This is a genomic window from Microbacterium sp. MDV22-iso44 (assembly GCF_058629135.1).
The window spans coordinates 42062-61149 of record NZ_JBZVWS010000004.1 but is presented as its reverse complement, the minus strand read 5'-3'; the positions used below and the strand labels follow the sequence as shown (position 1 = coordinate 61149).

The window sequence follows — 19088 nt, the reverse complement described above, 5'->3', positions numbered from 1 at the left end:
TGGCGCGAGCCCGCCGGAGAAACAGCCGCAGCCTTGTTCCCCAGACCCTGCCAGGGTCGACAACTAGCATGTGAGCACCGGTCCAGACTGCCTGAGGAGCCCCGTGGGACTACTTGACAGCTTCGAGAAGGGAATCGAACGCGCCGTGAACGGCGCGTTCGCGAAGACCTTCCGCAGCGGTGTGCAGCCTGTCGAGATCGCGTCTGCACTGCGATCCGAGCTCGATGCGAAGGCCGCCGTCGTCTCGCGCGACCGCATCCTCGTTCCCAACACGCTGGTCGTCCGGCTCGCGCCGGCGGACCACGAACGCATGGGGACGCTGGGCCGTGCCCTGCACGACGAGCTGCTGCAGCTCGTCGAAGCCCACGCGAAGAGCCAGCAGTACAGTTTCGCCGGGCCCGTGTCGCTGCGGATCAACCCCGACGAGTCGCTCAGCACCGGTACGGTCCGCGTCGATTCCGCCTCCGCGAGCGTCGACGACGTCTCGTGGCACGGCGTCGTCGAGATCGACGGCACCGCGCACACCCTCACAGCCAGCCGCACGGTCATCGGCCGGGGGACGGATGCCGACATCACGATCTCCGACGCCGGCACGAGCCGCCGGCACGTCGAGATCCTCTGGGACGGCCGTCGCGCCATGGTCCGCGATCTCGGCTCCACCAACGGAACGCAGCTCAACGGAGTGAAGGTCTCGGAGGCGGCCCTCGAGCCGGATTCCGTCGTCACCATCGGGCGCACGCGCATCACCTTCCGCGTCATCGCGCAGGCCTCCCGCATCCCGCCGCGGCCGCAGGATCCCGCGACCCGCATGTTCGACATCGGAGGCCAGGCATGAGTGAACTGACACTCCTTCTGCTGCAGATCGGGTTCCTGATCCTGCTGTGGTTCTTCGTCTTCGCGGTGGTCTACTCGCTGCGCGCCGACCTGTTCGGCGTCAAGGTCCGCAAGATGCCCGAGCCCGTCGCCGCCGCGCCCGGCCCCGTGGCGACCGCGCCGGCCAACGCCGAGACGTCGATCGTCTCGCCGATCACCAGCCGGCCCGCCGCCCCCAGCGGGCCGCAGAAGGCCACCCGCACCACGGTCTCCCGCATCGTCATCACGAGCGGTCCGAAGGCGGGTCTCGAACTCCCCCTCGGCGACGAGCCCTTGACGATCGGCCGCTCGAGCGAATCTGGTCTCGTCATCCGCGATGACTACACCTCGAGCCACCACGCGCGCCTCGTCCTCTGGGGCGAGCAGTGGATGGTGCAGGACCTCGATTCCACCAACGGCACCTGGCACGACGGCGAGCGCGTCGCCTCTCCCGTCCCCGTGATCGTCGGAGCGCCCATCAAGGTCGGCGCCACGACGTTCGAGCTGCGGAAGTAACGGCCCGCACCGATGGTCTTCGAGGGTTCGAGCGCCGCGATCTCCCATACCGGGAAGGTCCGGTCCAACAATCAGGACTCGGGCTTCTCCGGCTCGAACCTGTTCGTCGTCGCCGACGGCATGGGAGGCCACGCCGGTGGCGACATCGCCTCGAGCATCGCCGTCCACCACCTCGAAGGCCTCGACCACGGCTTCCCGACTCCGGCCGAGGCCGAGCGCGAACTCCGCGAGTCGATCGTGGATGCGGCGCACGTCCTCGTCGACACGGTCGCCGAGCGTCCCGAGCTGGCCGGTATGGGAACGACGGTCAGCGCCGTCCTCATGGTCGACGAGTACGCCGTCATCGCCCACATCGGCGACTCGCGCGTCTACCTCTTCCGCGACGGCGTGCTCACCCAGATCACGACGGACCACACCTTCGTGCAGCGTCTCGTCGACTCGGGACGCATCACGCCCGAAGAAGCGCGGTACCACCCGCGGCGCTCCGTCCTCATGCGCGTCCTCGGCGACATGGGCACCGACCCCGAGGTCGACGCCTTCATCATGCAGACACAGCCCGGCGACCGCTGGCTGATCTGCTCCGACGGTCTCTGCGGTGTCGTCGACGATGCGCAGACCGCCAAGGTCCTCCGTCAGGACCTCGCCCCCGGCCGCACCGCCGACATGCTCTTGAAGCTGGCATTGGATGCCGGTGCCCCCGACAACGTCACGATCGTCCTCGTGGACGTGGGCGGGCGGCATCCGATGTACAGCGGGACCGCGACGATCGTCGGTTCCGCCGCGACGCCGAAGGGCATCGAGATCCCCGTCGCGCGACCGGCGCGCACCGGCTGGTTCCAGACCGGGCGCCAGGCGGCCAACGAGCCGAGCCACTTCGAGCCGGCGGCGGAGTACCTCGAGGAACTCATCGAGGAGGACCGCCGTCGCGCCCGGCGCCGTCGCGTCTGGTGGTTCGTCGGCTTCCTCGCGATCATCGCGGTCATCGCCGCCGGTGTGTTCGCCGGCTACGCCTGGACGCAGACGCGGTACTTCATCGGCGCCGACGACGACAGCGTCGTGATCTACCGCGGCATCCAGCAGGACATCGGCCCGATCTCACTGTCGACACCGTACGAGGACACGAACATCCTCCTCGCCGACCTAGACGCCCTCGAGCGGCAGTCGGTCGAGCAGACCATCTCCGCACGATCCCTCGCCGACGCGCAGGCGATCGTCGACAACCTCCGCCAGGGGACCCCATGACAGCCTCGGTAGAGACCGACACCACGGTCATCAAGGCACTGCGCAAACTGCGGATGCCGGCCACCCAGCGCAACCGCGAGCTGGGGCTGCTCCTGTTCGCCATCGTCGTGACGACCGTCGCGGTCATCCTCGTCCAGCTGGGCACCCGCGACCAGATCGACCCGACGTTCCTCTCGTACTGCGGCGGCCTGGCCGGACTCGCCTTCGCCATGCACATCGTCACGCGGATCTGCGCGCGCGACGCCGACCCGTTCGTCCTGCCGATCGCGACGCTGCTGACCGGTCTCGGGATCGCGATGATCTACCGCCTCGACATCGCAGAGGACCGTGCGGGCTGGGGATCGCTCGGTTTCCGTCAGCTCGTGTGGGCGGCAATCGCCATCGCCGGCGCGATCCTCATCGTCATCTTCCTCCGCAACTACCGCGTCCTCTTCCGCTACACCTACGTGTTCGGCCTCAGCGGCATCCTGTTGCTCCTGCTTCCCTTCGTGCCGGGGCTCGGCATCAAGGCCGGCGCGGACGTCTGGGTGTCGATCGGCGGCGTCTTCTCGTTCCAGCCCGGTGAACTCGCGAAGATCTGCCTCGCCGTCTTCTTCGCGGGGTACCTCGTGCGCACCCGCGAGGCGCTCAGCTCCGTCGGCACGAAGTTCCTCGGCATCACGTGGCCGAAGGCCCGCCAGCTCGGCCCCCTGTTGATCATCTGGGGGGTCTCGCTCGGGATCATCGTTCTGCAGCGCGACCTGGGCACCGGCATCCTGATCTTCGGAATGTTCATCGCGATGCTCTACGTCGCGACGGGAAAGGCCAGCTGGGCGATCCTCGGGGTCCTCCTCGCGGCGGGCGGCGCGATCGTCGCCTCGCGGATCCTGCCCTACGTCGGGTCCCGCTTCTCGAACTGGCTCGACGCGTTCAACCCCGACTACATCAACGGCAGCAGCTACCAGCTCGTCTCGGGCATCTTCGGTCTCGCGCACGGCGGACTGATCGGCACCGGATGGGGCCTCGGCCGCCCCGACCTGACACCGCTCGCGCACAACGACTACATCCTGCCGAGCCTCGGTGAAGAGCTCGGCCTCGTCGGTGTGTTCGCGATCCTCGCGCTCTACATGGTGTTCGTGAGCCGCGGCATCCGCATCGGCATCGCCGGTCAGGACGACTTCGGCAAGCTCCTCGCGACCGGGCTCTCGTTCACGCTCGCCCTGCAGGTGTTCATCATGGTCGGCGGTGTCACCCGCGTCATCCCGCTTACGGGTCTGACCATGCCGTTCCTCGCGGCGGGCGGTTCGTCGCTCATCGCGAACTTCCTCATCATCGCGATCCTCCTCCGGATCTCGGATGCGGTTCGCTCCAGGCCCCGGGTGGTGATCGGATGACCAAGCAACTCCGCCGACTGAGCGTCGTCGTGCTCTTCATGTTCCTCAGCCTGTTCGCGGCGACGAGTGTCATCCAGGTGGCCCTGGCCGGTCAGCTCAACGAGAACCGGGAGAACCGCCGCACCCTGTACGACTCGTACGAGGTGCAGCGCGGCACGGTCTACGCGGGCAGCACGGCGATCGCCTCGTCGAAGCCGAGCGACGACGTCTACAGCTGGATCCGGACGTACCCGGATGCCGAGATGTGGGCGCCCGTGACGGGGTTCATCAACCCCGTCCTCCGCTCGTCGACGGGCATGGAGTACGCCATGAACGCGGCCCTCGCCGGAACGGGAAGCCAGCAGTTCCTGACCCGGCTCGACCAGATCGTCAGCGGTCAGCCGGCGCGCGGATCGAACGTCCTCCTCTCGCTCGACCCGAAGGTCCAGAAGGTCGCCTACGACGCGCTCGACGGTCTCGAGGGCGCGGTCGTCGCGATGGAGCCCGACACCGGTCGCATCCTCGCGATGGCCACGAGCCCCAGCTACGACACGAACCTGCTCGCCTCGCACAACAGCTCGTCCGTGAACGCGGCGGATCAGAAGCTGCAGGCCGACCCGCTGCGTCCCCTCACCAACCGGGTGACGCGCGAGACCGAGCCCCCCGGGTCGACGTTCAAGCTCGTGGTCGCCTCGGCGGCGCTCGCGTCGGGCAAGTACACGCCGGACTCGACGTTCGACAACCCCGCCACCTTCACGCTCCCCGGAACGACGAACGTCCTGCACAACTTCGATCGCGGCACGTGCGGTCCGGGCGAGAAGACGACGCTCGAGACAGCTCTGCGGCTCAGCTGCAACATCCCCATGGCCGAGCTCGCGCTCGAACTCGGCACCGACGCGATCCGCGAGCAGGCGCAGAAGTTCGGGTTCAACTCAGCCTTCGAGATCCCGCTCGACGTAACCGCGTCCAGCTACCGCGAGGGCTTCGATGAGCCGCAGACCGCGCTGAGCGGCATCGGCCAGACGGATGTCCGCGCGACGCCGCTGCAGATGGCCATGGTCGCCGCGGGGATCGCGAACGACGGCGTCGTCATGAACCCGCGCATGGTCGACCGCGTCGTCGCGTCGGATCTGACGGTTCAGGACGAGCCCGCCGACACCGAGTTCGGCCGGGCCGTGTCGCCCGAGGTGGCCCAGACGATGACGCAGCTGATGATCGGCAATGTCAAAAACGGCGCCGCGTCGGGTGCGAGAATAGACGGAGTCGACGTCGCCGGGAAGACCGGAACGGCGGAGCACGATCCGGGGGACCCGTACACGCTGTGGTTCACCGGTTTCGCCCCCGCGGAGGACCCCAAGGTGGTCGTCACGGTGATGGTGGAGAACGGTGGTGGGCTCGGCCAGAACGGAACGAGCAACGGGATCGCGGCCCCGATCGCGAAGAAAGTGATTGAGGCGGTGCTGAGCGAATGAGACCGACGCAGGGTGTGAGCTTCGGCGGACGGTACGAACTGGCTTCGCGGATCGCGATCGGCGGCATGGGCGAGGTCTGGGAGGCCACCGACCACGTCATCGGGCGTACCGTCGCCATCAAGATCCTCAAAGACGAGTACATGGGCGACCCCGGGTTCCTCGAGCGTTTCCGCGCCGAGGCCCGCCACGCCGCGCTCGTCAACCACGAGGGCATCGCCAGCGTGTTCGACTACGGCGAGGAGAACGGCTCCGCGTTCCTCGTGATGGAACTCGTCCCCGGCGAAGCCCTGTCGACGATCCTCGAGCGCGAGGGCGCGCTGTCGACCGACAAGACGCTCGACATCGTCGCGCAGACCGCCTCGGCGCTGCAGGCCGCCCACGCCGCAGGCCTCGTCCACCGCGACATCAAGCCCGGCAACCTGCTCATCACGCCCGACGGTCGCGTGAAGATCACCGACTTCGGCATCGCGCGCATCGCCGATCAGGTGCCCCTCACGGCGACCGGTCAGGTCATGGGCACGGTCCAGTACCTCTCGCCCGAGCAGGCGTCGGGTCACGCGGCATCCCCGTCGACCGACATCTACTCGCTCGGCATCGTCGCGTACGAGCTGCTGGCCGGCCGACGCCCGTTCACGGGCGAATCGCAGGTCGCGATCGCGATGGCGCAGATCAACGACACCCCGCCGCCGCTTCCCGACACGATCTCGGAGCCCGTGCAGCGCTTCGTGATGAGCATGATCGCGAAGAAGCCCGACGAGCGTCCGGCGTCGACCTCGGCCGTCGCCCGCGCTGCAGGTGCACTCCGCCGCGGCGATGTCGCCGGCGCGGCCGCAATCGTTCCGGCGATCGCCGGCGCCGTGTCACCGGATGCCTTCACGCAGCTCCTGACGTCCAACAACGGCACCGACGCGACGACCCGCCTGCTCCCCTCTGCGGGCGCGGCCGGAGCAGCCGCCGGCGTCGGCGCAGCGGCAGGCGTCGGGACCGGGACAGCCGCCCTCGCTACCGAGCAGCCCGCTCGCCAGCAGCCCGCCAAGAAGAAGCGCAGCCCGTGGACCTGGCCCCTCGTGGCCCTCATCGTCCTGCTGGCCGTCGTGCTGATCGGTGCCCTCGTCACCCTCTTCCAACCGACCGGCGAGACGGGACCGGCCACGCCGCCGCCCAGCAGCCCGGCCCCGGTCTCCAGCCCGCCGCCGTCCTCGCCGCCGCCGTCGACGCCCGCGGCGCCGACCTCGGCCGATCCCGAGTCCTTCGACATCGAGGGCAAGTCGTGCGAAGACGCGAGGCAGATCCTCAACGACAACGGATTCGCCAACGTCGTCTGCGAGCGCGGCGACCAGGCGAACACCGACGACCAGGTCGGCACGGTCTACAGCATCAACCCCACGGGCAACGTGCAGTTCGATCGTGAGATCACCCTGCTGTACTACGACAAGACGGCTCAGATGGAGACGCCCGCAGCGCCGAGCATCCAGGGCGGCAACGACGACGGAACCGTCACCGCCGGGTCGACCGTGCGGATCATGTGGGACAGCTACACCTGCCCCGCCGGCGCACCGCAGGCCACGAGCTACACGATGACCCTCTCGGGGGGCGTCTTCCAGAAGAACGGCGAGTCGACCGCGAGCTTCGCGATCGGCGACCGTCCGCAGGAGGTCGTCGTCGGCACGAACAGTCAGGCCCTTTCGGTCACCTACAACGTCACCTGCAACGGCGAGGGCACCGAACGGGTCTCGGGAGAGTCGTCGGAGGCCGCGGCATCCATCGTCCCCGCTCAGGAGGAGACCCCTCCCGCTGACGGTGGCGACGGCGGCGGCAACGGCAGCGACGGCTGATCACGACCGCATTCAGCAGGCTTTCGAACACGGTCGGATAGGCTGTCCGGGTTCCATTCCGGGGAGTGAATTGTCCGTTACGTCACGCGTGCTGTCGGGCCGCTACCGAGTCGATGACCTCATCGGCCGGGGTGGCATGGCTTCCGTGTACCGCGGACAGGACCTGACCCTCGGTCGTCCGGTCGCCATCAAGATCCTCGAGGCCGACCTGGCCGCAGACAGCGCCTTCCGCACGCGGTTCCGGCTCGAGGCGCAGTCGGCGTCGCGCATGTCGCACCCCGCGATCGTCCGTGTCTACGACGCCGGCGAGGAGACGAGGATGGATGCCGCGGGCCAGCCGCATCCCGAGCCGTACATCGTCATGGAGCTCGTCACCGGGCACCTGCTGAAGGACATCATCAGCGACGGCCCGGTTCCGCTCGAGGACGCGCTGCGGTACACCGACGGCATCCTCGAGGCGCTCGAGTACTCGCATCGCGCCGGCGTCGTCCACCGCGACATCAAACCCGGCAACGTCATGGTGACGGATGCCGGTCAGGTGAAGGTCATGGACTTCGGCATCGCGCGCGCGGTGTCGGACTCGTCGTCGACGGTCGCCGAGACCACGGCGATCATCGGGACCGCGTCGTACTTCTCGCCCGAGATGGCCAAGGGCGACCCGGTCGACGCCCGCGCAGACATCTACTCGGCGGGGATCGTCCTGTACGAGCTGCTCACCGGGCAGCCGCCGTTCCGCGGCGAGAACCCGATCGCCGTCGCGTACCAGCACGTCTCCGAGGCTCCCGTTCCGCCGTCCGAGCTGGTCGACACCGTCCCGCGCTCGCTCGACGCCCTGGTGCTCCGCGCGCTCGCGAAGGATCCGTTCCAGCGTCCGCAGACGGCCGTCGCGTTCCGCGACGCCCTTGCGGCCGCGACCGGACGCAAGGCTCCGAGCAAGCGCCGCGTCGAATCGCTCAGCAACGAGCTCTACGGCCCCGATCCGAAGCAGGCCGCCGAGACGGCGCGGTCGCTGCGTCAGCTCACGAGCGACGACACGATGCGCCGCACCCAGTCGGGACCGCCGGTCGCGTGGGTGTGGGCGGGCATCGCGATGCTCGCGGTGCTGCTGGTCTCCGTCTTCATCTGGGTGAACACGCTCCGACCCGACGAGGGCACGGTCACGCCCAACGCCCTGACGGTGCCCGACGTCGTCACCATGACCTGGGACCGCGCGGAGCAGGTGATCGACAAGGCCAAACTCGTTCCGCAGCAGGTCGACGAGACGAGCGCCGACGTGCCCGAAGGCGCCGTCGTCCGCACCGATCCCGTTGCAGGGACCACGGTCGCACCCGGCGAGCAGGTGACGGTCTACGTGTCGCAGGGCGTCGAGAAGGCAGCCGTCCCCGCGCTCGCGAATCTCACCGTCTCGGAGGTCACCTCCTCGCTCGAGCAGGCCGGCCTGAAGCTCGGCTCGATCACCCGGCGCAACGATCCGCGGCTGGCGGCCGACGTTGTGATCAGCGGGTCGGTGAACGGCGCCGCGGTGACCGACGGGCAGGAGATCCCGAAGGGGAGCGCGGTCGACCTGGTCGTCGCCACCGGCACGGTCACCGTCGAGGACTTCGCGCTCAACTACACGGTCGACAAGGCCGTCGAGATCCTCGAGTCCGACCAGTACAACCTCGATCCGGTGGTGCAGGAGGATCCGTCGTGCCCCGCGACCGACCCGCGGATGGTGAAGGTGCAGTCCGCGATCGGCGAGGTGCCGGTCGGGTCCGAGATCACCCTCACGACCTGCAGCGGCTGACCGCTCAGGCTCAGCCGACCGCCCGATGCGGGCTCAAGCTCGCACCCCGACGCGCGGCATCCGGCAGTCCGACGCCCTCCAGCCAGGTACCGAGCAGCTGGTAACCGCCTTCGGTGAGGACGCTCTCGGGGTGGAACTGCACCCCCTCGATCGGCAGTGACCGATGGGCCAGGCCCATGACGGTGCCGGAGTCGGTCCACGCCGTGACCCGCAGGTCGACGGGCAGCGACGCGCGCCCCACGGCGAGCGAGTGGTACCGAGTGGCGGTGAACGGCCGCGGCAGACCCGAGAAGACACCGGAACCGTCGTGGTGCACGAGCGACGTCCGCCCGTGCATCAGATCGGCCGCATGCGAGACGACCCCGCCGAAGGCGACCGCGATCGCCTGGTGTCCCAGGCACACCCCGAGGAGCGGGGTGGCCGTGCTCGCGCACCGCTCCACGATGGCGATCGACGCGCCCGCACCCTCGGGGGTACCGGGACCGGGAGAGATGAGCACGGCGTCGGCTGCACCGACGCGGTCGACGGCATCGGCGGCATCCGACTCGACCATGTCGACCTCGGCCCCGAGCTCTGCGAGGTAGCCGATCAGGGTGTGGACGAAACTGTCGTGGTTGTCGACGACCAGTACCCGGATGCCGCCGCTCACCCGCCGCCGCCGACGGTGGACTCCTCGCTGGGCCACACCGTCTGGAACACCCAGGGGAAGACGTAGAAGTAGAGCAGATACAAGATGATGGCCGCGAGGACCAGCAGGATCAGCACCCGTACCCACCACGGACCCGGGAGCACCCGCCACAATGCCGCGTACATCAGGCACCCACCCCGGCCGTCAGCGCGGCCGGCGGACCGGCGGCCGTGGGAGTGAACTCGTCGAAGACGGCGTAGGCGATGATGCGCTCCAGGGAGTTCAGCTTCGGCGCGCAGCTCGTGAGCGTCAGGTAACGACCGTTCGCGGCGACGCCTTCTTTGTTGGGGACAGGCAGGAGCACCTGGATCTGGGTGTCCTGCACGTATTCGAGGGACCGGAAGCGGTACGTGTACCAGCCGGCCTTGGTCTGGATGACGATGGCGTCGCCGATGACGAGCCGGTCGATCGGATCGAACGGCGCACCCGAGGTCCAGCGGTGCGCGGCGTAGACCGTGTTGCCCTCCGCGCCGGGCATGGCGGTGTCGGGGTAATGCCCGATCTCACCGCGGTCGAGGATGTCGGGGCGCGAGATGCCGGAGGCGATCTTGAACTGCCAGTCCTTGCCGAAGCGCGGCACCTTCATGATGCCGAACACCTCGGCGTGCTTCTGATCGCCCAGGATCGGGATCGCCGCCGGGTCGTCCGGCGCCGGCGTCGCGGGGGCCGAAGCGCCGGGGGTCGGGTCACCCTCGGCGGCCCACTGATCAGCCAGCGCCTGCGCGGCCGCATGCTGTTCGCCCTGCACGATCGCGTCACCGATCCACGTGTGCCACGTGACGTAGAGGAGGGTCACGACACCCAGCGTCAGCAGGATCTCACCGACAACGCTCAGGACGGTGGTGCGTGGGCGAGGACGGTTCCGACGAGTGCGTCGGGTCTGGTGCTCCGTGGGCGAGGAGGCGGTCACGATCGGAGTTTAGCCAGCGCAGGCTGAAACAGGGCTGGCAGGTAGACTTCTCGCCATGGCACGTGGAGACAAGGACGAGGACCGACTGGTCCAGCCCGAGGGCGACGCCGCCCCCAACCCGGTCTGGTTCAAGCCGATCATGATCGGGCTGATGCTCATCGGCCTCGTCTGGATCATCGTCTTCTACCTGAGCGGCCAGGCCTTCCCGATCCCCGACATCGGTCCGTGGAACCTCGCGATCGGTTTCGGCATCGCCTTCGTCGGCTTCTTGATGACGACGCGCTGGCGCTGAGCCGCGGCATCCCACCGACAGAAATTACACCGGTGTGATTCATCCCCAGCCTGGGGATGAATCTGTGGATAACTCAGAGGTACAGCAGAGCCGGCACCGTTGCGGTCAGCGCGACGAGACCCACACCGACAGCGACGAGCAGTGCTGCCTGCAACGGCTGACGCTTCTGCGCGCGCGTCCTCGAGAAGATGAACCCGATGAGCAGGCCCACCAGGCCGCCGCCGATGTGCGACTGCCAGGAAACACCGGAGCCCACGAACGAGAAGACCAGGTTGATCCCGAGCAGGATCGCGATCGGCAGGATGTTCACGCCGAGGTTGCGACCGATGATCAGCATCGCGGTGAGAAGCCCCCACACGGCACCCGACGCGCCGACGACGAAGGTACCCGGCGCGATGAGTGCGACCAGGGCAGAACCACCGATCGCACTGAGTGCGTAGAGCGCGACGAAGCGCGCCTTGCCGAGCAGCGGCTCGAGACTCCGGCCGAGCGCCCACAGCGCCAACATGTTGAGCGCGACGTGGAAGGGGAGCGGGGTCGAATGGACGAAGGCGACCGTGAGCATCCGCCACGGCTCGTACGGCAGACCCGTCCCCGGCACCGAGTAAGCGGGCACGAACGCGAGCGCACTCGTGACCGTCCCTCCCACGACCGGGATGAGCTGCACGAGGTACATCGCGATCGTGAAGATGACGATCGCGTAGGTGACGACGGGGCGGTCGCTGCGCATCTTGCGCGCGAACCGCCCCGGCATCCGCTTCACCTCAGCCGACCGCGCCCCCTTCTGCTGCTCCGCCAGGCACTCCGGGCAGATGACGCCGACGGGAAGCGGCGTCTGGCACTCGGGGCAGATGGTGCGGAGGCACCGCTGGCAGAGCACGAAGCTCTGACGGTCGGGATGCCGGTAGCAGAAGTTGTCCGGATTGGTCCGGGGGTCGGCTGAGGTCACGAAGGGGTCAGGCCTCGGTGATGTCGATCGACGAGATCACGACGGGCTCGACCGGACGGTCCTGCGCTCCGGTCGGAACGGCGGCGATGGCGTCGACCACGGCGCGCGAGGCGTCGTCGGCGACCTCACCGAAGATCGTGTGCTTGCCGTTGAGCCACGGAGTCGGGTCGGTCGTGATGAAGAACTGCGAGCCGTTGGTGCCCTCGGCCTTGCCGGTGATGGCGTTGCGGCGGAGGCCCGCGTTCGCCATGGCGAGGAGGTAGGGCGTGCCGAAGGTCAGCTCGGGGCTGATCTCGTCGTCGAAGTTGTATCCGGGTCCGCCGACGCCCTGACCGAGCGGGTCGCCGCCCTGGATCATGAAGCCGGGGATGATGCGGTGGAAGATCACATCGGTGTACAGGGGGCCCTCGCCGGGCTTGCCCGTGGCGGGGTGCGTCCAGGCCTGGGATCCGTCGGCCAGACCGATGAAGTTCTTGACGGTGCGCGGCGCCTGATCGCCGAACAGGTTGACGACGATGTCGCCGTGGTTGGTGTGCAGTGTTGCGACAGCGGAGTGAATCGGCATACTCATCATCCTCTCACTTGCAACCCCCCGCGCCGCCTGAATGCGTCTGGCAGTATGGACCCACTACGTCCCCGGATGAACCCCGAAAAGGGAGGGCCCCGTGAGCCTCAACCGCAAGACCAAGAAGGAACTCCGCAAGCTGCAGAAGCAGGCTGCGAACCTGTGGGAGTCACAGCAGGTGCTCGTCGGTCAGGCCGGTGACGTCGCCCGCGAGGCGGGTCGCCAGCTCGGCAAGTACAACCACGACCACGTCGTGCCTGCCGCCAAGGACTCCTACGAGCGCTACGCCGCACCGTACGTCGACCGTGGCGTCGAGACCGGCCGCAAGGTGCTGAACGGCGCGATCGTTCCCGCCGCCGGCGCGGTCGTCGGCACCGCGATGTCGGTGTGGGATGTCGCCAACGACCAGCGCCACCGCCTCTCCAAGGGCAAGGGCCTGGGAGGGTTCGATGCCGACTCGTTCCGCAAGAACGCTGCCAAGGCCGGCAAGAAGGCCACCAAGAAGCTGTCGGTCCCCGAGAAGAAGGGCCTCGGCGCCGGTGGCGTCCTCGCCATCATCTTCGGTGTCGCCGCCACGGCCGGTGTCCTCTACGCCGCGTGGCAGACGCTTCGTGCTGACGACGAGCTGTGGGTGGCGGACGACCCGCTGCGCGCACCGGATGCCTGAATCCACGCCCGTACCGTCGGAGCGCGTCGCTGAAGCGGCGCGCTCCCGGTCTTTGTCGGTGGAGTTCGTGGCTCGTCCGGCGGCGGAGAGCCTCGACGAGGCCGCGGAGCTTCTCGGACTCGCGGCATCCGACATCGTCAAGACCCTCGTCGTGAAACGCAGCGACGACACGTATCTGTTCGCCCTCATCCCGGGGGACCGCGCCATCTCCTGGCCGAAGCTGCGCGCCGTCGTCGGGGTGAACAAGCTGAGACTCCCCGAACCCGATCTGGCGCTTGCCGCGACGGGATTCGAGCGCGGGACCATCACACCGGTCGGCAGCACGACCGCCTGGCCGGTCTACGCCGATGCGAGCATCGTCGGCAAACGGATCGCGATGGGCGCCGGAGCGCACGGGTTCAGTCTCTTCGTCGACGCGGATGACCTCATCCGCTCTTATGACGCCCTCGTCGACGACATCTCGCAGCCGATGAGCGAACGACGGGCCTGACCCCTCTTTAGGGGACGCGGGGTGCCCGGCGCCAGCCTTTATCTTCAGCGGGGGCGTGCACCAGCATGAAGTCATGACTTCCGCCGTCTCGCGCAGCCTGTTGCCCGCCCTCGCCGTGATCGTGACCGCGCTCACCCTGGTCGGTTGTTCCGGCGCTCCGACGGCGACGGGTCCGGCTGCCGGCACGACGGCGTCCCCGTCGGCGTCGCCGTCGTCCACTCCCACACCGACGGTGTCGGCAGAAGACGCCGCCTTCACGGCCGAGGTCACGGCGAAGCTGCCCGAGGCCGACATGGAGACGCTCATCCCGATGGTGCATCAGCTCTGCGAGGACCTGTACGACGACGACAAGGGCTACATCTTGGGGTACGGGGTCTTCAACGACAAGATCCGGAAGCAGTACGGCGAAGACGCGGTGGACATCATCGTGACGCCCGCCGTCGAGACGTATTGTCCGGGAGACGAGCCCAAGCTCGTCGAGGCCTTCAAGCAGTACACGGCCAAGGAGTTCCCCGACGTCGACATCACCAAGGCCCTCGCGATCTCGCGGGAGTTGTGCGCAGACCTCGAGACCCTGCCGATGAAGGATGCGATCGACAACTTCATCGTCACGGCCGGCACATTCCTCGACAGCGAGAGCGCGTCCGGGATGGTCGGGATGGGGCCGGTCACGTTCTGCCCCGAGCGCGTGGACGACGTGCTCGCCTACATCAAGACGATTCAGTGACCCGGCCGGGTCGCGGTCAGGCGCCCAGGCCCGCCATCCGCATCGCCGTGTCGACGAGCCCGACCCGTGTGAGGGAGGGGACGTCGCTGAGGGGGAACCATGCGGCCTCGTCCGTCGAGCCGTCCTCTTCATTCCGGAGCGCGCCACCGACGACGTGCGCGCGGTAGACGATCCGCAGCGCCTGGATCGGTCCGCTGCCGTGGAATCGGTCCTTCTCGGCGATCACCTGCGAGTCCGTCCCCAGGATCCCGTCGAGTTCCACGTGGAACCCCGTCTCCTCCAGGACCTCCCGCACCGCGGCATCCATCGGATCCTCACCGGGATCCAATCCGCCGCCCGGCATCGTCCACGCGGGACGCGTGGGGCTGTTCCAATGGGCGAGAAGGATGCGGTCTCCGTCGGTGATGACGGCGTAGGCAGCGACGCGGATGTCCACGCGTTCACCCTAGTGGGAGCGGATGCCGGTGGGCGCGCGACTGCCTGGAGCGCGGGCTCCCCAGCCACGCGCCCCAGGCGAATGTCGCGAACACGATCCGCGTCCCCCGCGGGAGCCTGTGCTCATCGAAGGATCCGAGATTCGGGTCATCGGTTCTTTCGGCGACACGATCATCGTCGCCGCCTCGGCGCAACGAAGGCGCAAGGCCACCGCAAGAAAGCCGCAAGATCCGGCAACGAAACGATCACAGAACGACAGAACGCCGGCATCCGATGCGGATTCCGGCGTTCGTACTGTGGAGCCTAGGAGATTCGAACTCCTGACATCCTGCTTGCAAAGCAGGCGCTCTACCAACTGAGCTAAGGCCCCCGGTGCGGTGACGGTGGGGCTACCAGGACTTGAACCTGGGACCTCTTCATTATCAGTGAAGCGCTCTAACCGCCTGAGCTATAGCCCCGTCGTTGCCGGCTCACGCCTGCAACCTCCAAGACTTTACCCGACGATGGGCCTGTTTGACGAATCCGAGCGACGGGTGGGCCGCGGCATCCGCTCGTTCTGATTCACTGGGCTCATGAGCACGACGTTCCACACCGAACCGCAGGGCGCTGGCCTCGGGCAGCGCCTGAACTGGTTGCGCGCCGGAGTACTCGGCGCGAACGACGGGATCGTCTCCGTCGCGGCCGTCGCCGTCGGCGTCGCCGGCGCCACGACCGACCTCGGTCCCATCATCACGGCCTCCTCGGCGGCGCTCGTCGGTGGGGCGATCTCGATGGCACTCGGCGAGTACGTCTCGGTGAGCAGCCAGCGCGACACCGAGCGCGCCCTCATCGAGAAGGAGAAGCGCGAGCTGGCCGAGATGCCCGAGCAGGAATTGGCAGAACTCGCGGAGCTGTACCGCGAGAAGGGACTGTCAGAGGAGACGGCGCTGAAGGTGGCCGAAGAGCTCACCGCGCACGACGCGCTGGGCGCTCACCTCGACATCGAGCTCGGCATCGACCCGGATGACCTCACGAGCCCGTGGCAGGCCGCCCTGTCGTCGGCGATCGCGTTCACGCTGGGCGCCCTGCTGCCGTTCCTCGCGATCATCCTCCCGCCGGCGGAATGGCGCGTCCCTACGACGTTCGTCGCCGTGCTCATCGCGCTCGCGTTGACCGGGACGATCTCGGCCCGCCTCGGCGGCGCCGGCAAGCGTCGCGCCGTCACCCGCCTCGTCGTCGGCGGGGCGCTCGCCCTCGCCGTCACGTGGGCGCTGGGTCTGCTGCTGGGCACCTCCGTCGCGTGACGGGATGCCGCGGCATCCGACTCAGTTCGAGGTGAAGCCGACCAGCAGGCCGCCGGTGACCTTGACCATGAGGTTGTAGATCCCGGCCATGACCGCGCCCAGCACCGTCACGACGATGAGGTTGAGGATCGCCACGACGGCAGCGAACGCCATCACCTGCGGAAGGTTGATCACCGACGACAGGGTGAAGGAGTTCTCACCGTTGACGGCACCGAGGAGCTGGTCGACCTGGCCGATCAGGTTCGTCGAGCTGATCACGAGGTAGATCAGCAGCGTCGAGACCACCGTGACGATCGCGAGGGCAACCGCAGCGAGGAACGACAGCTTCACAGCCGACCAGAAGTCGACGTAGACGAGACGGAGGCGAACCTGCTTGGCGGTCGTCCGGCTCGAGGACTTCTTGGCGAGTTTGTCGGCAACAGAGCTCATGCGTCACTCTCTTCGGTGGTCTCAGGAGCCGAGGCGGCTGCGGGATCGGCCGGGGCTTCCGCGTCGGCCGCGGCTTCGGCCAGTCCACGCTCGCCGTTGCGGGCGATCGCGAGGATCCGGTCGTCGTCGTCGGGCCGGGCGAAGACCACGCCCATCGTGTCGCGGCCCTTGGCAGGCACCTCAGCAACGGCCGAGCGTACCACCTTGCCGCTGGCAAGAACCACGAGGACCTCGTCGTCCGCGCTGACGATCAGCCCGCCGGCGAGCTCGCCGCGATCGTCGTGCAGCTTGGCGACCTTGATGCCGAGGCCACCACGGCCCTGCACGCGGTACTGATCGACCGCCGTGCGCTTGGCGTACCCGCCCTGGGTGACGACGAAGACGAAGCCCTCATCACGGACGACGGATGCCGACAGCAGGCTGTCGCCGTCGCGGAAGGACATGCCCTTCACACCCTCCGTCGAGCGACCCATGGGACGCAGGGACTCGTCGCTCGCCGTGAAGCGCAGCGACATGCCGAGCCGCGAGACGAGCAGCAGGTCGTCGGTCGAGTCGACGAGCATCGCGCTGACGAGCTCGTCGCCGTTCTCCTCGTCCTGACCGCGCAGACGGATCGCGATGATGCCGCCCTGACGGTTGGTGTCGTACTCGGTGAGGGCCGTCTTCTTGATCTTGCCGTCGCGTGTGGCGAGCACGAGGTACTCGGCGGCGGCGTAGTCGCGGATGTCGAGGATCTGCGCGACGTCCTCACCCGGCTGGAGCGCCAGGAGGTTGGCGACGTGCTGACCCTTCGCGTCGCGCCCGCCCTCGGGGAGCTCGTAGCCCTTCGCGCGATAGACGCGACCCTTGGTCGTGAAGAACAGCAGCCAGTGGTGCGTTGTCGACACGAAGAAGTGCTCGACGATGTCGTCGGCGCGCAGCTGCGCACCCTTCACTCCCTTGCCGCCGCGGTGCTGCGAGCGGTAGTTGTCGCTGCGTGTGCGCTTGACGTACCCGTTGCGCGTGACGGTGACGACGATCTCCTCTTCGGGGATCAGGTCCTCCATCGACATGTCGCCGTCGTATCCGTGCAGGATGTGCGTGCGGCGCTCGTCGCCGAACTTCGCGACGATCTCGCCGAGCTCGTCGCCGATGATCGCGCTCTGGCGGTCGCGCGAGGCGAGGATGTCGTTGAGGTCGGCGATCTTGAGCTCAAGCTCGGTCGCCTCGTCGACGATCTTCTGGCGCTCGAGGGCCGCCAGTCGGCGCAGCTGCATCGTGAGGATCGCATCGGCCTGCGCGTCGTCGACATCGAGGAGCGACTTCAGTCCCTCGCGCGCCTCGTCGACCGTGGGGGAGCGGCGGATGAGGGCGATGACCTCGTCGAGCGCATCGAGCGCCTTGAGGTAGCCGCGCAGGATGTGCATGCGCTTCTCGGCCTCGCGCAACCGGTAGCGGGTGCGACGGACGATGACCTCGAACTGGTGCGTCAGCCAGTAGCTGATGAAACCGTCGATCGGCAGCGTGCGGGGCACGCCGTCGACGATCGCGAGCATGTTCGCGCCGAAGTTCTCCTGCAGCTGGGTGTGCTTGTACAGGTTGTTGAGGACGACCTTCGCGACGGCATCCCGCTTCAACACGATGACGAGCCGCTGACCCGTGCGGTCGCTCGTCTCGTCGCGGATGTCGGCGATGCCGCTGAGCTTGCCCTCGCGCACGAGTGCGGTGATCTTCGCCGCGACGTTGTCGGGGTTGACCTGGTACGGGAGCTCCGTGATCACCAGGCACGTGCGGTTCTGGATCTCCTCGACGTTCACGACGGCGCGCATCGTGATCGATCCGCGGCCGGTGCGGTACGCCTCGCGGATGCCCTTGGTGCCGAGGATCTGCGCACCGGTGGGGAAGTCGGGCCCGGGGATGCGCTCGATGAGCGCATCGAGGAGCTCTTCGCGGGAGGCATCCGGGTTCTGCAGCGCCCACATCACGCCGTCGGCCACCTCGCGAAGGTTGTGCGGCGGGATGTTCGTGGCCATGCCGACCGCGATGCCGACCGAGCCGTTGACCAGCAGGTTCGGGAAACGCGAGGGGAGGACGACCGGCTCGCGCGTGCGACCGTCGTAGTTGTCCTCGAAGTCGACGGTGTCCTCGTCGATGTCGCGCACCATCTCGAGCGCGAGCTGAGCCATCTTCGTCTCGGTGTACCGCGGGGCGGCGGCACCCATGTTGCCGGGGGAGCCGAAGTTGCCCTGACCGTCGGCGAGCGGGTAGCGCAGCGACCACGGCTGGACGAGGCGGACGAGGGCGTCGTAGATCGCGCTGTCACCGTGCGGGTGGTACTGACCCATGACCTCGCCGACGACGCGAGCGCACTTCGAGTAGCTCTTGTCGGGACGGTAACCGCCGTCGTACATGCCGTAGATGACACGGCGGTGGACGGGCTTGAGGCCGTCCTCGACGCGCGGCAGCGCACGCCCCACGATCACGCTCATCGCGTAGTCGAGGTAGCTCCGCTGCATCTCGACCTGGAGGTCGACCTGGTCGATGTTGCCGTGCTGGTAGCCGGCAGTCGGGTCGGGACGCTCTTCGTCAGCCATGTTCTCTCAGTCTTCGTTCGTCGTC

Annotated in this window: 20 protein-coding genes and 2 tRNA genes; 12 read left to right on the top strand and 10 right to left on the bottom strand. The window is 68.0% G+C overall.

What is annotated here, in order from left to right:
* Nucleotides 1–103 precede the first annotated feature (103 nt).
* From AC4NN1_RS13065 to pknB, 7 genes are all read left to right on the top strand, one after another.
* Complete coding sequence (locus tag AC4NN1_RS13065) at nucleotides 104–835, top strand: FHA domain-containing protein (RefSeq protein ID WP_491955547.1); 732 nt, start codon at nucleotides 104–106, stop codon at nucleotides 833–835.
* Nucleotides 832–1368, top strand: a complete 537-nt coding sequence (locus AC4NN1_RS13060; RefSeq protein ID WP_311858455.1) for an FHA domain-containing protein FhaB/FipA — start codon at nucleotides 832–834, stop codon at nucleotides 1366–1368. The genes AC4NN1_RS13065 and AC4NN1_RS13060 overlap by 4 nt, the downstream gene beginning before the upstream one ends.
* A gap of 12 nt (nucleotides 1369–1380) precedes the next feature.
* Nucleotides 1381–2610: a PP2C family protein-serine/threonine phosphatase gene (locus AC4NN1_RS13055; protein WP_018187824.1), complete on the top strand. Its 1230-nt coding sequence runs from the start codon at nucleotides 1381–1383 to the stop codon at nucleotides 2608–2610.
* The gene (locus AC4NN1_RS13050) at nucleotides 2607–3983 is read left to right on the top strand and encodes an FtsW/RodA/SpoVE family cell cycle protein (RefSeq protein ID WP_020097615.1); all 1377 of its coding nucleotides are present in this window, start codon (nucleotides 2607–2609) and stop codon (nucleotides 3981–3983) included. The genes AC4NN1_RS13055 and AC4NN1_RS13050 overlap by 4 nt, the downstream gene beginning before the upstream one ends.
* Nucleotides 3980–5434 carry a peptidoglycan D,D-transpeptidase FtsI family protein gene (locus AC4NN1_RS13045; RefSeq protein WP_020097614.1) on the top strand — a complete coding sequence of 485 codons (1455 nt, stop codon included), beginning with the start codon at nucleotides 3980–3982 and terminating at the stop codon, nucleotides 5432–5434. Before AC4NN1_RS13050 ends, AC4NN1_RS13045 begins: the two co-directional genes overlap by 4 nt.
* Nucleotides 5431–7269 carry a protein kinase domain-containing protein gene (locus AC4NN1_RS13040; RefSeq protein WP_491955546.1) on the top strand — a complete coding sequence of 613 codons (1839 nt, stop codon included), beginning with the start codon at nucleotides 5431–5433 and terminating at the stop codon, nucleotides 7267–7269. The genes AC4NN1_RS13045 and AC4NN1_RS13040 overlap by 4 nt, the downstream gene beginning before the upstream one ends.
* A gap of 88 nt (nucleotides 7270–7357) precedes the next feature.
* Nucleotides 7358–9055, top strand: a complete 1698-nt coding sequence (gene pknB / locus AC4NN1_RS13035) for a Stk1 family PASTA domain-containing Ser/Thr kinase (protein ID WP_311859563.1) — start codon at nucleotides 7358–7360, stop codon at nucleotides 9053–9055.
* 10 nt (nucleotides 9056–9065) lie between these two features.
* On the opposite strand, the gene AC4NN1_RS13030 is transcribed toward pknB, so the two are convergent.
* Genes AC4NN1_RS13030 through AC4NN1_RS13020 form a run of 3 tightly spaced genes read right to left on the bottom strand, consistent with a single transcriptional unit; the run spans nucleotide 9066 to nucleotide 10653 of the window.
* Nucleotides 9066–9704 carry an anthranilate synthase component II gene (locus AC4NN1_RS13030; protein WP_491955545.1) on the bottom strand — a complete coding sequence of 213 codons (639 nt, stop codon included), beginning with the start codon at nucleotides 9702–9704 and terminating at the stop codon, nucleotides 9066–9068.
* Nucleotides 9701–9868, bottom strand: a complete 168-nt coding sequence (locus AC4NN1_RS13025; protein ID WP_020097610.1) for a hypothetical protein — start codon at nucleotides 9866–9868, stop codon at nucleotides 9701–9703. The genes AC4NN1_RS13030 and AC4NN1_RS13025 overlap by 4 nt, the downstream gene beginning before the upstream one ends.
* On the bottom strand, nucleotides 9868–10653 hold the full coding sequence (locus AC4NN1_RS13020; RefSeq protein WP_363455767.1) for a class E sortase: 786 nt from the start codon (nucleotides 10651–10653) through the stop codon (nucleotides 9868–9870). Before AC4NN1_RS13020 ends, AC4NN1_RS13025 begins: the two co-directional genes overlap by 1 nt.
* Nucleotides 10654–10708: 55 nt before the next feature.
* On the opposite strand from AC4NN1_RS13020, the gene AC4NN1_RS13015 reads away from it, so the two are divergent.
* On the top strand, nucleotides 10709–10945 hold the full coding sequence (locus AC4NN1_RS13015; protein ID WP_018187816.1) for a cell division protein CrgA: 237 nt from the start codon (nucleotides 10709–10711) through the stop codon (nucleotides 10943–10945).
* Nucleotides 10946–11018: 73 nt separating this feature from the next.
* On the opposite strand, the gene AC4NN1_RS13010 is transcribed toward AC4NN1_RS13015, so the two are convergent.
* A complete protein-coding gene (locus tag AC4NN1_RS13010) occupies nucleotides 11019–11894 on the bottom strand; it encodes a rhomboid family intramembrane serine protease (protein ID WP_336125405.1) in 876 nt (291 codons plus the stop codon).
* Nucleotides 11895–11901: 7 nt separating this feature from the next.
* Nucleotides 11902–12459: a peptidylprolyl isomerase gene (locus tag AC4NN1_RS13005; RefSeq protein WP_018187813.1), complete on the bottom strand. Its 558-nt coding sequence runs from the start codon at nucleotides 12457–12459 to the stop codon at nucleotides 11902–11904.
* Between the two features lie 100 nt (nucleotides 12460–12559).
* Between AC4NN1_RS13005 and AC4NN1_RS13000 the strand changes: the two genes are divergently transcribed.
* From AC4NN1_RS13000 to AC4NN1_RS12990, 3 genes are all read left to right on the top strand, one after another.
* Entirely contained in the window at nucleotides 12560–13126 is a 567-nt protein-coding gene (locus AC4NN1_RS13000; RefSeq protein ID WP_018187812.1) for a hypothetical protein, read from the top strand.
* On the top strand, nucleotides 13119–13616 hold the full coding sequence (locus AC4NN1_RS12995; RefSeq protein ID WP_491955544.1) for an aminoacyl-tRNA deacylase: 498 nt from the start codon (nucleotides 13119–13121) through the stop codon (nucleotides 13614–13616). Before AC4NN1_RS13000 ends, AC4NN1_RS12995 begins: the two co-directional genes overlap by 8 nt.
* A 73-nt stretch (nucleotides 13617–13689) precedes the next feature.
* Nucleotides 13690–14343, top strand: a complete 654-nt coding sequence (locus tag AC4NN1_RS12990; protein ID WP_018187810.1) for a hypothetical protein — start codon at nucleotides 13690–13692, stop codon at nucleotides 14341–14343.
* A 16-nt stretch (nucleotides 14344–14359) separates the two neighbouring features.
* Here AC4NN1_RS12990 and AC4NN1_RS12985 read toward each other — a convergent pair whose 3' ends face one another.
* From AC4NN1_RS12985 to AC4NN1_RS12975, 3 genes are all read right to left on the bottom strand, one after another.
* Complete coding sequence (locus AC4NN1_RS12985; protein ID WP_018187809.1) at nucleotides 14360–14779, bottom strand: NUDIX hydrolase; 420 nt, start codon at nucleotides 14777–14779, stop codon at nucleotides 14360–14362.
* Nucleotides 14780–15075: 296 nt separating this feature from the next.
* A tRNA-Ala gene (locus AC4NN1_RS12980) sits at nucleotides 15076–15148 on the bottom strand.
* Between the two features lie 14 nt (nucleotides 15149–15162).
* A tRNA-Ile gene (locus AC4NN1_RS12975) sits at nucleotides 15163–15236 on the bottom strand.
* A gap of 114 nt (nucleotides 15237–15350) precedes the next feature.
* Here AC4NN1_RS12975 and AC4NN1_RS12970 point away from each other — a divergent pair.
* Entirely contained in the window at nucleotides 15351–16061 is a 711-nt protein-coding gene (locus tag AC4NN1_RS12970) for a VIT1/CCC1 transporter family protein (protein ID WP_116227800.1), read from the top strand.
* Between the two features lie 21 nt (nucleotides 16062–16082).
* Here AC4NN1_RS12970 and AC4NN1_RS12965 read toward each other — a convergent pair whose 3' ends face one another.
* Nucleotides 16083–16490 carry a DUF3566 domain-containing protein gene (locus AC4NN1_RS12965; protein ID WP_018187807.1) on the bottom strand — a complete coding sequence of 136 codons (408 nt, stop codon included), beginning with the start codon at nucleotides 16488–16490 and terminating at the stop codon, nucleotides 16083–16085.
* Nucleotides 16487–19063 (bottom strand): DNA gyrase subunit A, encoded by a 2577-nt coding sequence (gene gyrA / locus AC4NN1_RS12960; RefSeq protein ID WP_116227799.1) that lies wholly within the window; start codon nucleotides 19061–19063, stop codon nucleotides 16487–16489. The genes AC4NN1_RS12965 and gyrA overlap by 4 nt, the downstream gene beginning before the upstream one ends.
* Nucleotides 19064–19088 lie beyond the last annotated feature (25 nt).

What these genes read in the sequence shown, in the direction of transcription:
- AC4NN1_RS13045 (WP_020097614.1), top strand. Translation starts at nt 3,980, where the DNA reads ATGACCAAGCAACTCCGCCGACTGAGCGTCGTCGTGCTCTTCATGTTC.
- AC4NN1_RS12970 (WP_116227800.1), top strand. Translation starts at nt 15,351, where the DNA reads ATGAGCACGACGTTCCACACCGAACCGCAGGGCGCTGGCCTCGGGCAG.
- AC4NN1_RS13050 (WP_020097615.1), top strand. Translation starts at nt 2,607, where the DNA reads ATGACAGCCTCGGTAGAGACCGACACCACGGTCATCAAGGCACTGCGC.
- AC4NN1_RS13055 (WP_018187824.1), top strand. Translation starts at nt 1,381, where the DNA reads ATGGTCTTCGAGGGTTCGAGCGCCGCGATCTCCCATACCGGGAAGGTC.
- AC4NN1_RS13015 (WP_018187816.1), top strand. Translation starts at nt 10,709, where the DNA reads ATGGCACGTGGAGACAAGGACGAGGACCGACTGGTCCAGCCCGAGGGC.
- AC4NN1_RS13060 (WP_311858455.1), top strand. Translation starts at nt 832, where the DNA reads ATGAGTGAACTGACACTCCTTCTGCTGCAGATCGGGTTCCTGATCCTG.
- gyrA (WP_116227799.1), bottom strand. Translation starts at nt 19,063, where the DNA reads ATGGCTGACGAAGAGCGTCCCGACCCGACTGCCGGCTACCAGCACGGC.
- AC4NN1_RS13040 (WP_491955546.1), top strand. Translation starts at nt 5,431, where the DNA reads ATGAGACCGACGCAGGGTGTGAGCTTCGGCGGACGGTACGAACTGGCT.
- AC4NN1_RS13025 (WP_020097610.1), bottom strand. Translation starts at nt 9,868, where the DNA reads ATGTACGCGGCATTGTGGCGGGTGCTCCCGGGTCCGTGGTGGGTACGG.
- AC4NN1_RS12990 (WP_018187810.1), top strand. Translation starts at nt 13,690, where the DNA reads ATGACTTCCGCCGTCTCGCGCAGCCTGTTGCCCGCCCTCGCCGTGATC.
- AC4NN1_RS12965 (WP_018187807.1), bottom strand. Translation starts at nt 16,490, where the DNA reads ATGAGCTCTGTTGCCGACAAACTCGCCAAGAAGTCCTCGAGCCGGACG.
- AC4NN1_RS12995 (WP_491955544.1), top strand. Translation starts at nt 13,119, where the DNA reads ATGCCTGAATCCACGCCCGTACCGTCGGAGCGCGTCGCTGAAGCGGCG.
- AC4NN1_RS13005 (WP_018187813.1), bottom strand. Translation starts at nt 12,459, where the DNA reads ATGCCGATTCACTCCGCTGTCGCAACACTGCACACCAACCACGGCGAC.